Source organism: Cellulophaga baltica 18, from assembly GCF_000468615.2.
In the GTDB taxonomy this organism is placed as follows: Bacteria; Bacteroidota; Bacteroidia; order Flavobacteriales; family Flavobacteriaceae; genus Cellulophaga; species Cellulophaga baltica.
The window spans coordinates 1,581,368-1,594,387 of record NZ_CP009976.1 but is presented as its reverse complement, the minus strand read 5'-3'; the positions used below and the strand labels follow the sequence as shown (position 1 = coordinate 1,594,387).

9 protein-coding genes are annotated in these 13,020 nt (G+C 36.0%); 6 read left to right on the top strand and 3 right to left on the bottom strand.

Annotation, left to right across the window (positions count from 1 at the left end; genetic code table 11):
- The first annotated feature begins 18 nt into the window (after positions 1-18).
- Genes M666_RS06760 through M666_RS06750 form a run of 3 tightly spaced genes read left to right on the top strand, consistent with a single transcriptional unit; the run spans position 19 to position 4,036 of the window.
- Positions 19-2,493, top strand: coding sequence for a ligase-associated DNA damage response DEXH box helicase (locus tag M666_RS06760; protein ID WP_029447252.1), 2,475 nt, complete (start codon positions 19-21; stop codon positions 2,491-2,493).
- Between the two features lie 33 nt (positions 2,494-2,526).
- Positions 2,527-3,180, top strand: a complete 654-nt coding sequence (pdeM, locus tag M666_RS06755; RefSeq protein WP_029447253.1) for a ligase-associated DNA damage response endonuclease PdeM — start codon at positions 2,527-2,529, stop codon at positions 3,178-3,180.
- A gap of 58 nt (positions 3,181-3,238) precedes the next feature.
- Entirely contained in the window at positions 3,239-4,036 is a 798-nt protein-coding gene (locus M666_RS06750) for a TspO-related membrane protein (protein ID WP_029447254.1), read from the top strand.
- Between the two features lie 2 nt (positions 4,037-4,038).
- Here M666_RS06750 and M666_RS06745 read toward each other — a convergent pair whose 3' ends face one another.
- Positions 4,039-5,388, bottom strand: coding sequence for a dihydrolipoyl dehydrogenase family protein (locus M666_RS06745; RefSeq protein ID WP_029447255.1), 1,350 nt, complete (start codon positions 5,386-5,388; stop codon positions 4,039-4,041).
- 121 nt (positions 5,389-5,509) lie between these two features.
- On the opposite strand from M666_RS06745, the gene mfd reads away from it, so the two are divergent.
- Both mfd and M666_RS06735 read left to right on the top strand, forming a co-directional pair.
- Entirely contained in the window at positions 5,510-8,887 is a 3,378-nt protein-coding gene (gene mfd, locus M666_RS06740) for a transcription-repair coupling factor (RefSeq protein ID WP_029447256.1), read from the top strand.
- 31 nt (positions 8,888-8,918) lie between these two features.
- The gene (locus M666_RS06735) at positions 8,919-10,244 is read left to right on the top strand and encodes a TlpA family protein disulfide reductase (protein ID WP_029447257.1); all 1,326 of its coding nucleotides are present in this window, start codon (positions 8,919-8,921) and stop codon (positions 10,242-10,244) included.
- Between the two features lie 31 nt (positions 10,245-10,275).
- On the opposite strand, the gene M666_RS06730 is transcribed toward M666_RS06735, so the two are convergent.
- Together M666_RS06730 and M666_RS06725 are read right to left on the bottom strand one after the other, a co-directional pair.
- Complete coding sequence (locus M666_RS06730; RefSeq protein WP_024482039.1) at positions 10,276-10,935, bottom strand: aspartate kinase; 660 nt, start codon at positions 10,933-10,935, stop codon at positions 10,276-10,278.
- Positions 10,936-10,988: 53 nt separating this feature from the next.
- Positions 10,989-11,348 carry a YraN family protein gene (locus M666_RS06725; RefSeq protein ID WP_029447258.1) on the bottom strand — a complete coding sequence of 120 codons (360 nt, stop codon included), beginning with the start codon at positions 11,346-11,348 and terminating at the stop codon, positions 10,989-10,991.
- 172 nt (positions 11,349-11,520) lie between these two features.
- Between M666_RS06725 and M666_RS06720 the strand changes: the two genes are divergently transcribed.
- Entirely contained in the window at positions 11,521-13,011 is a 1,491-nt protein-coding gene (locus M666_RS06720) for a DUF1800 domain-containing protein (RefSeq protein WP_029447259.1), read from the top strand.
- Positions 13,012-13,020 lie beyond the last annotated feature (9 nt).

The window sequence follows — 13,020 nt, the reverse complement described above, 5'->3', positions numbered from 1 at the left end:
CAGTACCCTAACCGTACTATGAATAGAGACGAATTATATACTATTGCACAGAATTGGTTTCAAGAAAACAATTGGAAACCATTTAAATTCCAAAAAGATACTTGGAAAGCTTTTTTGCAGGGTAAAAACGGATTGTTAAACGCTCCCACAGGAAGCGGAAAAACCTATGCCCTATGGTTTCCTATAATTCTAAATTACATAAAATCTAATCCTGAGTACAAAACCAACCATAAAAAAGGTTTGAAAGCTGTTTGGATTACTCCCCTGCGTGCTTTATCTGACGAGATTAGACAATCTGCAGAACGAGTTGCTGCTGATTTAGGCACACAGATGACGGTAGGGATTAGGACTGGAGACACCAGCACAAAAGAGCGGACTGCTCAGAAAAAGCAAATGCCCGATTTGTTAATAACCACTCCCGAAAGTTTACAGTTACTCTTGGCTTCTAAAGGTTACGACAAACTGTTTAAAGGGTGTACCGCCATCGTCGTAGATGAATGGCATGAACTGTTAGGCACCAAAAGAGGGGTACAAATGGAACTGGCTCTTTCTCGTCTAAAAACAGTTTCTAAAGAACTTCGAATATGGGGAATCTCTGCAACGATAGGCAACCTAGACCAGGCACGAGAAGTGCTATTGGGCACCGATTCTAAGGCACTTGAAAATTCAGTTCTACTAAAAGCTAAACTGAATAAGAAAATTACGGTAAAAAGCATCATCCCTAAAAAAATGGAGACCTTTCCGTGGCGCGGACATTTAGGCTTGCATTTATTAGAAGAGATTATCCCTATAATTAACAATAGTAAAACCACCTTACTATTTACCAATACCAGAAGTCAGTGCGAAATCTGGTTTCAAAAAATTTTAGAAAAACATCCTGAGTATGCTGGCGAAATTGCCATGCACCATGGAAGTATTAATAAAGAAACCCGACTTTGGGTAGAACAAGCCATCCGTAATGCAAACTTAAAGGCCGTTGTCTGCACGTCTAGTTTAGATTTAGGCGTAGATTTTGCTCCCGTAGAAACGGTAATACAAATTGGAGGTCCCAAAGGGGTGGCACGTTTTTTACAACGTGCTGGTCGCAGTGGCCACCGACCAGGAAAAGAGAGCGTCATCTATTTTTTACCCACTCACGCTATAGAACTTATCGAAGCTTCTGCTTTGCAAGAAGCGGTAAAACATACCGTAGTAGAAGACCGGATTCCGTATTTGAATAGTTATGATGTGCTACTGCAATACCTCACCACGCTCGCTATTTCCGATGGCTTTTATCCGGATGAAATTTACCAAGAAGTAATTAAAACCTTTTGCTACCAAGCACTCTCCAAAGAGCAATGGCAATGGCTACTCAACTTTTTAGTCTTAGGAAGCCAAAGCTTGCAGACCTATGATGAATACAAAAAAGTAGCCCTTGAGGAAGATGGTAAATTTAAAGTCAATAATAAAGGTATTGCCATGCGGCATCGCTTTCAGATAGGAACTATTGTTAGCGATGCCAATTTAACGGTACGCTATCAAAAAGGAGGTTTTATTGGATCTATTGAAGAGTTCTTCGTTTCCAAATTATCTCCTGGAGATATCTTTACATTTGCTGGAAGAAATCTAGAGTTTATTCGGATAAAAGACATGCAAGTACATGTGCGCAATTCTACTAAAAAAACAAACAAAATACCAAGTTGGATGGGTGGGCGTCTCACTTTTTCTGCTCAAATGTCTGAATTGCTACGTGAAGAATTATACAAAGCATCGGCAAACCATTTAACCAAAAAAGAAATAGGCCCAGAGCTAATCGCACTAGAGCCTGTATTTACTCAACAACGTAAAGAAAGTATTGTTCCAAAACCCAATGAATTCTTAATAGAAACATTTAAAACTCGTGATGGTTACCACCATATTTTTTATCCCTTTGAAGGTAGGTTTGTGCATGAAGCCATGGGAAGCCTTTTGGGCTACCGCATAAGTTTGCTTTCACCGATAACTTTTTCGCTGGCGTTTAATGACTACGGATTTGAATTGCTCTCAGATCAAGAGATAGACATACAACAGGTTCTAGATAATGATTTATTTTCCACAGACTTTATGCTGAGTGACTTACAGAAGAGTTTAAATGCCACAGAAATGGCGCGTAGAAAATTTCGTGACATTGCCGTAATCAGTGGAATGGTGTTTACAGGATATCCAAATAAGGGTGTAAAAATGAAGCATTTACAAAGCAGCTCACAACTCCTTTTTGATGTCTTTAGAGACTATGAAGCTGACAATTTACTTTTTCAACAAGCCTTCACGGAAACATTTGAACATCAATTAGAAGAAGGGCGTTTACGACTGGCACTAGAGCGTATTTCACAACAAGAAATTGTCTGGAAAGCATGCCAGAAACCAACACCATTTTCATTCCCTATAATTACAGATAGATTACGAGAAAAATTATCTAGTGAAAAATTAGCAGACCGTATCAAACGTATGACCGCTATTCTTACCAAAAAGTAAAAAGCACTTCGCTTTTTCTTATTTTTGTCATGAATGACAGAATCTATACAAGTAAACAATCAGACATTTACCATGCATTGTTCGGGTGCGCTTTTTTGGGAAGAAAAAAGCACACTTATTGTTAGCGATATTCACTTTGGAAAAATATCGCATTTTAGAAAACACGGTGCTGCCGTTCCGCATAAAGCCATACAGAAAAATTTTATGCTTTTAGAGGCTATTGTTACTCAATTTAAACCTAAAAGTATTTGTTTTTTGGGTGATTTATTTCATTCCTCTATGAATACAGAATGGAATTTGTTTGAAGATTGGGTAGCGAAAACAACTGCAAAACTAGTTTTAGTTGCCGGAAATCACGATATTATATCGCCCTTAAAATATGAAGCTTTAAATATTGAAGTGATTCAAGAAATTGTAACGCAAGGGTTTCTATTTACACATCACCCTGAAGAACGCAAAGGACTATTTAATTTCGCAGGACATATTCACCCCGCTATAAAATTAAAAGGTAGTGGGAGACAGATTTTAAAATTAGCCTGCTTTTATAAATCAGACCACCAAATGATATTGCCTGCGTTTGGCGAATTTACAGGAACATTTTCATTACAACCTACTAAAGAACACGAGGTGTTTGTTATTACAAAAGACGAAATATTTAAAATAGATATTGCTTCTTACGTTATCTAAGTTCATTTTAAATTGGATATCATCAACAACTAAATTTCAAGGCACTTAATTTTATCCTATGGAAAAGAAATTAGCATTAGTAAACTCGGCCTCTGTACTCTTCGTGATTATCGTTAACTATGTATCACAAGCGTTAAAATTTAACGATACCACTATAGGCCAAATAAGTAAACAATACGACAATTTATTTACGCCAGCAGGTTTTGCATTTGCCATTTGGGGCCTAATCTTTTTGTCTTTAATAGGATATGCTATTTTTCAAGTGCGAAGAGCTTTTTTTAGTGTTAAGAAAACCGATTTTATCTTACAAACAGGATATTGGTTTGCTATCACTAATTTTCTAAACGGGTTATGGGTCTTTGCCTTCGTGTATGATTATACAGGGCTATCTGTTTTAATTATGTTTGGGATCTTATTTTCCTTAATAAAGATTATCCTAAATACCAATATGGAACGTTGGGATGCTCCGATAGAAATTATTGCCTTTGTATGGTGGCCTATTTGTTTATATAGCGGTTGGATTACTGTAGCGACGATTGCAAATATTACCGCCTATCTAGCGAAACTTGGCTGGTCTGGTGGGTTTTTATCAGAAGCTACTTGGGCCATACTTATGATTGGTATTGCTACAGTGATAAATCTTTTGATGACCTATAAACGAAACATGAGAGAATTTGCACTTGTGGCTGTTTGGGCATTTATCGCTATCTACGTTCGTCAAATTGAAGACTATCCTGAAATAGCATATACAGCCGTAGTGGCCAGTGTTATACTATTCTCATCTACTTTTTATCACGCCTACAAAAACAGGGCCACTGGCCCTGCTATCAAATTGAAGGAACGTTTACATAACTAATTTTATAACATTCTATTTACATCATAACCCCAAGAAGGATACGTAAATACGATAGCCTTCATATCATCTACGGTCATCTCTTTCCGGATGGCCAATGAAAATAAGTTAATAGTTTCTCCTGCATGCGGTCCAATAATATGCGCACCGACAATTGCTTTTGTACGTTCGTTGATTAAAATTTTATAAGCATATATCGGTGCGTTTATTCGCCTTGCGTTAAACCAATCTGCGGCAGACTCATGATTTACGAGTACGTTTTTATATCTTTTCTTAGCTTCTTCTTCACTCAAACCCACACTAGCTAGATTAGGTAAGGTATAGACTACCGAAGGAATCACGGGGGTATGTACCTTTACTTTGTTTCCTTTAATAATATTTGCCGAAACGGTATTTGCTTCTGGCCCCGTCATAGAAGTTAATGGTAATCCATGGTCTGTAACATCCCCGCACGCGTAGATATTCATATTTCCAGCGTTTTGAAGGTATTCATTTACGTCAATTCCTTTTTCGCTAAAAGAAACCTTTGCCTTCTCTAAATCAAGTTGGTCTATTGCAGGTACACGCCCAGCGGTATTAAAGACAATATTCGCCTTAATGTGTTTGGTTGTATCCTCATGCTCATAATATACTTTTAACTTATTTTTCCCTTCTTTTACTTTATTCACTTTCGCCTTAAATAAAAATTTAACCCCTATTTTTTTAGAATAAGCAACCAAGGTATCTACTAAGTCAGGATCAAAACCTTGCAATGGTCTTTCATGAGAGTGAATAACAGTCACCTTTGCTCCTGCCCTTGCCGCCATATGAGCAAATTCCATTCCTATATACCCCCCACCCACAAATACTAAATGTTCTGGAAGCTTTTTTAAATTAAGAAAGTCTTCACTGGTCTTCAGTAAGGCAGCGCCTTCAATTGGTAATTCAATGGGCTTCAGACCTGTAGCTATAACAAATTTATCGGCCTCAATAATTTCGTCGCCTACCGTAATTGTTGTTTCTGATAAAAAAGAAGCTGCACCAGAAAAAACTGTAATGCCCAACTCTTTTAAGCTGTCTTTTGAAGCCTTAGGAATGGGTTTCGTAAAGGTTTTTTTAAATTTTTGCATATCACTCCAAAGTAGTTTGGGTAATTTTACAATCCCATTTCCATTCATATGTTTAGCAAATTCTAAAACTTCTGTCGATGCTAAAAGTGCTTTTTTTGGATCACAACCACGCAATGGGCAAGTACCGCCATAATCACGGCGTTCCGTGATTGCCACACTCATTCCTGCTTCCGCACATGACTTTGCTACAGCTTGCCCTGCACTACCACCTCCTATTACAAATACATCAAATTTCTTGTTTGCCATCTTCTTAATTTTATAGAGCTACCAAGTTCTGCACTTTTTGAGACAAAAAGTGATTCATATTGATTAAAAATGAACGCAATGCATTTACGAGGTATGTTTATATTTGCACAAAAGTTTTAAGTTGAGCCAAAAAATCATTCAACAACTCTACGAACAGTCTCCGCAATTGCAGAAACTGCGCACTGCTATTTCCAATTTTGAACATACAAAAGGTACTATCAACATAAAAGGTCTCATAGGATCTTCCTTATCGTTTGTGTTAACCGATGCGTTTAAGACCGCAAAGCAGCCTTTTCTTTTAATTTTTAACGACAAAGAAGAAGCGGCGTATCATTTGAACGATCTGGAACAAATGATTGGTGAAAAAGATGTGCTATTCTATCCGGGAAGCTACCGTAGACCTTATCAAATTGAAGAAACCGACAATGCAAATGTTTTACTACGGGCCGAAGTTTTAAACCGAATTAATTCACGTAAGAAACCCGCAGTTATTGTCACGTATCCAGATGCCCTCTTTGAAAAAGTAGTCACCAGAAAAGAGTTAGATAAAAACACGTTAAAAATAAAAATTGAAGATTCTTTATCGCTCGATTTTTTAAACGAAGTGCTCTTCGAATATAAATTTAAACGAGTAGATTTTGTCACAGAGCCAGGAGAATTTTCTGTTCGTGGGGGTATCGTAGATGTATTCTCTTTTTCTAATGATGAACCCTATCGTTTAGAATTTTTTGGTGATGAAGTAGAAAGCATCAGAACCTTTGATGTAGAAACACAACTTTCGCTTGAAAAATTAAACAAGATTACCATTATTCCCAATGTAGAAAACAAATTTTTAGATGAATCTAGAGAGAGTTTTCTTCAATATATCGCATCAAACACTTTAATTTTTAACAGTGATATTGATATTTTACTAGACCGCTTAGATTCTTTTTTCGAGAAAGCCACAGAAGCTTTCAGCAAGCTCTCTACAGAAATTAAACATGCAGAACCAAAAGCCCTCTTTGTAGATTCTACCTTATTTAAAAAAGAATTAGAGGCTTTTAGTTTAATTATTGGCGGCAACCCTTCGCAAAAAAGTATCGAAGAAGAAATTCAATTCAACACAAGACCTCAGCCTTCTTTCAATAAAAAGTTCGATTTACTTATTGATAGTTTAAACGAACAAGAAAAAGCTGGGTTTACTAATTATATTTTTTGTTCCACAGAGCAACAAGCGCAACGTTTTCATGATATTTTTGATGAAGTTGGAAAAAAAGTACATTACAAAACAGTAGTCTATTCTCTTTTTCAAGGTTTTATAGATGTCGATTTAAAAATAACCTGTTTTACAGATCATCAAATTTTTGAGCGCTACCATAAATTTCATGTAAAAAATGGCTACTCTAAGAAACAAGCCATTACGCTTAAAGAACTTACTCGTTTAGACATTGGCGACTATGTAACCCACATGGATCATGGTGTTGGAAAATTTGGAGGCTTACAAAAAATAGATGTCGAAGGTAAAAAGCAAGAGGCTATAAAATTAGTATATGGCGAGCGTGATATTTTGTATGTCAGCATTCATTCTCTGCATAAAATATCTAAGTTCACAGGCAAAGATGGTACGCCTCCCAAAATATATAAGCTTGGTTCTGGTGCTTGGAAGAAAGTAAAAGAAAAAGCGAAGTCTAGAGTTAAGAAAATTGCTTTTGATTTAATTCAAGTCTATGCCAAACGTAGGTCAGAAAAAGGATTTCAATATGCTCCCGATGGCTACTTACAACATGAATTAGAAGCTTCCTTCATCTACGAAGACACGCCAGACCAGAGTAAAGCTACTGAAGACATTAAGCGCGATATGGAAAGTGAGCGACCAATGGATCGTTTAATTTGTGGGGATGTAGGTTTTGGAAAAACAGAGGTGGCTATTAGAGCTGCCTTTAAAGCGGTAGCAAATGGCAAGCAAGTAGCCGTTTTAGTACCCACAACAATTCTTGCATTTCAGCATAGTAGAACTTTCAGCGAACGGTTAAAAGATATGCCAGTAACGGTAGATTATTTAAACAGATTTAGAACTGCTAAAGAGAAAAAAGAAACACTTGAAAAATTAGCTGACGGTAAAGTTGATATCATTATAGGTACCCACCAGCTGGTAAATAAAAACGTGAGATTTAAAGACTTAGGCTTATTAATTGTTGATGAAGAGCAGAAGTTTGGCGTTGCCGTAAAAGATAAACTAAAGTCTATTAAGGAGAATGTAGATGTCTTAACCTTAACGGCCACTCCTATCCCGAGAACGTTACAATTTAGTTTAATGGCCGCTCGTGATTTATCGGTTATAAATACAGCACCACCAAACAGATATCCTATTCAGAGTGATGTTATTCGCTTTTCTGAAGAAACCATTCGGGATGCGGTTAGTTATGAAATTCAACGTGGAGGACAAGTATTTTTCATCCATAACCGTGTAGAAAACATCAAGGAAGTTGCTGGTTTATTACAGCGTTTAGTGCCTGATGCCAAAATTGGTATTGGTCACGGCCAAATGGATGGTAAAAAGTTAGAGAGCCTAATGCTTGCTTTTATCAATGGAGAGTTTGATGTCTTAGTGTCTACAACCATTATAGAAAGCGGATTAGATGTTTCTAATGCCAATACCATTTTTATAAATAATGCCAATAATTTTGGATTGAGCGATTTGCATCAAATGCGTGGTAGAGTTGGGCGTAGTAACAAAAAGGCGTTCTGTTACTTTATCACTCCGCCGTATGAGGTCATGACCTCTGATGCCCGCAAACGTATTGAAGCCTTAGAGCAATTTACAGAATTAGGTAGCGGATTTAATATCGCAATGAAAGATCTAGAAATTCGCGGTGCAGGAGATATTCTTGGTGGTGAACAAAGCGGATTTATAAATGATATTGGTTTTGATGCCTATCAAAAAATATTAGCAGAAGCTGTTGATGAACTAAAAGAAAATGAGTTTAAAGATCTATATGAGGAAATTGATGGGCGCGAACATGAAAAGGTCTTCGTAAAAGAAACTCAGATTGATGCTGATTTTGAATTGCTATTTCCTGATGACTATATCAATAATATTACAGAGCGTTTAAATTTATATACCGCACTAAATCAAATTAGCGATGAAGAAGGCTTAAAGAAATTTGAATTGGACTTAATAGACCGTTTTGGCGAGTTGCCAATTGAAGCAGAGGACTTATTAAATTCTGTTCGTATAAAATGGATAGCCAATGCTATTGGTTTGGAAAAAATTGTCATGAAGCAAGGAAAAATGATAGGCTATTTTATTGCTGACCAACAATCTGCATTCTATCAAAGCGCTAATTTTACTAGCGTTTTACAATTTGTACAAGCGCATCCTAAATTATGTAAGATTAAAGAAAAGCAAACTAGAAACGGACTCCGATTGTTATTAGTTTTTGAAAACATAAGATCTATAGACAAAGCATATTTAGCCATGCAACCTTTTGAAAAAGAAAATAAATTAGCTTCAAATTAATTATTGGAGTGATTTTTGTAAAATACAAAACATGAAAAAGATTCTTTTACTATTATCAACGTTCGTTGCTTTAAGCGCAAACGCACAACATACCATATCCGGGACATTTACGCCTGCTGAAGATTATACGTGGCTTATTGCATACCGCATAAAACCTGGAACACAAGCATATACCACAGATACAGCCATCCAATTTGGAAAAGCTACTTTAGATATGCCAGAAAATGCAGAACCGGGCATGTATCGATTAGTATATGCCGTACCACAGGAGGAATATAACTTTGATGTCATCTATAACGGAAAAGAAGATATTGTCTTTACCTTTAATTCAGATGATGGTGCAGCTTACACCAACTCTATAGAGAATAGTACTTTGAGTGACTATCTAGCAGAAATTAGCGCTGTGGAGCAGGATATTATTACCTTTTATAGCAAGCAAAAAACCAATAAAAAGGAATTTAATTCGCTTCTAAAATCTCTTACTAGTATTCAAAAAAACTACGAAACTAAATCTGAAGGTTTAATAGCCAATCATTTTATTACAGCTAACGCTCCTTATATTCCTGAGGCTTATAGTACTGCTGAGGCCTATGTTGCTGGTAAGAAAGAAAATTATTTCAAGGCAATAGATTTCAGTAACCCTGTCTTACAAAGTTCTGTTTTCTTGACCGATAAATTAACGAATTATGTTTTTACAGCATTACCACTTACCCTTAGCGGTACGGATGAATTAGAGCAAGAGGTAATCAAAAATGTAGGTAATATTTCTACTCCTTTAGGGAGTTTAACGGATGATTTTAAGTTTTATACATATTATGAATTATGGAATACGGCAGTAGCCTATGATTATAATACTGTATCAGACTATATCTATACTCATTACTTAAAAGACTTAGCTATTGCCACAGAAAACCTAGAGGCAAAGAATACTATTGAAGCACATAATAGACTCCGAATTGGAGAAGTAGCACCAGAAATTACTTGGAAGACGGGAAAAGAGCTTAATAAACTTAGCGGCTTAGCTCCTGCAAAAAACTATGTTTTAATTTTCTGGAGTAGTACCTGTGGGCATTGTTTAAAAGAATTGCCTGCACTACACAAGGAGTTTAAAAACCAAACAGATCTTACCGTTTTAGCCGTAGGATTAGAGGATGAAGTAGAAAATTGGGAAATTGAAGCTGCAAAATTGCCTAATTTCAAACATGCCATTTCTTTAGGAAAATGGGATAGTGAATATGCTGAATTGTACGATGTACATGCTACACCAACCTATTACATATTGGACAGCGAAAAAAGAATTATCGCCAAGCCAGAAGATGATAAAGCAGCCGTAGAATTTCTAAAGAAAATCTACTAACTGCTTTTAATAGCTATACGGTATTACGGTATTATAATGTTTTTAAATCTTTAATGGTTTTAAAAGCAATATCTACATGTTCATCATCTACTAAGATGGTGAACTCATTGGTAGTAGAGATTACTTCATAAAGTACAATCCCTTCCCATGCCAAGCGCTGGAAAATAAAATAGTAAATTCCAGGAACTGTAACGTTTTCCGAAGGTAACTTCACAGTAATCGAAGACAAGTTTTCTGCTTTTTGAGTACAGCGCTCTCCTTCAAATAACGCTTCAACAGTTTTATCTAAACTATTGCTCACTACAATGTTCAATTCATTTACACCCCTTGAAGAAGTATAAAAAACATCCTTGTCTTTATTTACTTCTTTCAGCAACAAGCGCTGATTTTCTAAAAGACTATCCGATAATAAAAAAGTAAAATCAGTTAAGGAAGAACGTACTGTAATCTCACCAATATTTTTAAGTACTTTGATAATTTTGTGAGTTGCCCTAAACTCTAAGTCATCCGATAACCTTTTTAACGCCATTACAATGGCGCCATTCCGAATGTCTTTCCCCAATTCGGCTTCAATCTCTGGCTTAACAATCCTAGATAATGAGGTAAGGTTAATAATTCCTTGTGCTAATGCACTTTGTAAAAAGGGTTTTTTCTTAATGTAATGTTCTACGACAGAAGATATTGTTTTCATGATTCCGGTTGTGAGATGCAAATATAACAAATTGTTATAAATAAAACAAATATTTAGAAATGATAAAAAGCACCTTCTATGTGATTGATTTCCAAGCCTCCTTTTTGTTGTACAACGGTAATAATATCAAAGCGTACCTCTACATCTAAATCATGGAAAGTGACATATTGATGTGCTGCAGCAATAAGCAGGTTTATTTTTTTTTGATGTATTAAATCAGATAGGTCGGCAATAAAGCCGGTATTTCTAGATTTCACTTCTACAATCACCAAAATATCTTTACTTCTCGCAATAATATCAACTTCAGCTTTTAGATAACGATAATTTTTTTCCAGTACCGTATATCCATTTTTCTCAAGGTGCTTTACCGCTTGTTCTTCCCCTAATTTGCCAAAATCGTTATGAATTGCCATAAATTTTATCACTTTATTTCAATAATTACGCACTTCATCGAAAATATAGGTACTTAGACGTCCAAAACACCTAGTGCTACGTAATTTTATTGCTATTGTTGAGTTATATGTAATATACATAACATTTTACATATATGAATTCCCCCAAAATAACCAATTTTAGAACTTCAGTATGGAATACTTTATAAATTGTAATACCGCTCCGCTTAGTCCCTACACAACGCCATTGGACAAGCAAAGAGCAGAACATTTTTACCGAAGAATAGGACTTAGTGCCTCAGTAGCTACTATTGAAAGTGCAGTAGGCCAAACAGCAGAGTCTTTAGTAAATGCGATTATTAATGAAGCTACTTCTATGCCAGAAAGTGCCGCTCCCATATGGGCAGATTGGACACGAGCAGATTATCCTGAAGACAGTGAAACACGTAACCCTATTGTAAACGCGCAATATGAGGAATGGCGACAAACATATACTAGGGCAATTTTATCTAATAATTTAAGAGATCGATTAAGCTTTTTTTGGAGCAATCATTTTGTTACCGAATTAAGAAAATACGATGCTCCTACCTATTTATACCATTATACAAATTGTCTACAGCGTAATGCTCTAGGGAATTTTAGAACATTCACAAGTGAGATTGGTCTTGACAATGCCATGCTGTATTATTTAGACGGTGTTTATAATAATGGAAACAACCCTAATGAAAATTATGGTCGTGAGCTTTACGAGCTATTTACCCTAGGAGAAGGAAACAACTATACAGAAGAAGACATTATAGAAACGGCACGTGCACTTACGGGTTACGTAGACAGGCCAGATATAGCTTGGTCTCCGGTAAATTTTGACCCAACAAAATTTGATGATACGCCAAAAACGATCTTTGGACAGACGGCTAACTTTGATTACGATGGCGTCATAGATAATTTGTTTACGCAAAGACCAAATGAAATAAGCTACTTTATCTGTAAAAAATTATATGAGTTTTTTGTGCATCCAGATTCTACAGACCAAGCAGGAAATGCTCAGGTTATTATAGATGGGCTGGCTGCTACCTTTCGAGCAAATGATTTTGAAATTGCTCCGGTACTATCACAATTATTTAAAAGTCAACACTTTTTTGATGACGAAGCTATAGGCGTAATCATCAAAAGTCCTTTTGATTTATTCTTGAGTTTAATTAATGAAACAAGTTTTAGCTATACTGATAGTATTATCGCTAATATGTATAGCACAAGTGAATTACTAGGGCAAGAGGTTTTTAACCAACCTGGTGTAGAAGGCTGGTACAGAAACAGACAGTGGATTAATAATAATTTTATGATTGGCCGTTGGTTATCTTGTGAAATGTTTTTAGAATTGTTCTATACCGCTGATTCAGAGCAGTTTTTTGATTTGGCTGTTTCGCTGGTTCCAAACGCAGTGTCTGTAAATAATCCAGATGATATCACCAATGCGCTTTTAGCAAAATTATTTCCAAAAGGTATTGCAGAAGATCAGTTACAAAACGCCTTAGATGTATTTAGAGATGCATCACTAGAACAGTATTATGCGCCAGATGGCGATGGTAGTTGGTCTGTTTATAATTATGCAGATTCAGCAAAACAACAACTGTACTTTTTACTACTCCACATCATTAGACAACCAGAATTTCAATTAAAATAAAAACCTACC

Excerpts from the sequence above, each read along its gene's own strand:
- M666_RS06760 (WP_029447252.1), top strand. The coding sequence starts at position 19 with ATGAATAGAGACGAATTATATACTATTGCACAGAATTGGTTTCAAGAA.
- pdeM (WP_029447253.1), top strand. The coding sequence starts at position 2,527 with ATGACAGAATCTATACAAGTAAACAATCAGACATTTACCATGCATTGT.
- M666_RS06750 (WP_029447254.1), top strand. The coding sequence starts at position 3,239 with ATGGAAAAGAAATTAGCATTAGTAAACTCGGCCTCTGTACTCTTCGTG.
- M666_RS06745 (WP_029447255.1), bottom strand. The coding sequence starts at position 5,388 with ATGGCAAACAAGAAATTTGATGTATTTGTAATAGGAGGTGGTAGTGCA.
- M666_RS06735 (WP_029447257.1), top strand. The coding sequence starts at position 8,919 with ATGAAAAAGATTCTTTTACTATTATCAACGTTCGTTGCTTTAAGCGCA.
- M666_RS06730 (WP_024482039.1), bottom strand. The coding sequence starts at position 10,935 with ATGAAAACAATATCTTCTGTCGTAGAACATTACATTAAGAAAAAACCC.
- M666_RS06725 (WP_029447258.1), bottom strand. The coding sequence starts at position 11,348 with ATGGCAATTCATAACGATTTTGGCAAATTAGGGGAAGAACAAGCGGTA.
- M666_RS06720 (WP_029447259.1), top strand. The coding sequence starts at position 11,521 with ATGGAATACTTTATAAATTGTAATACCGCTCCGCTTAGTCCCTACACA.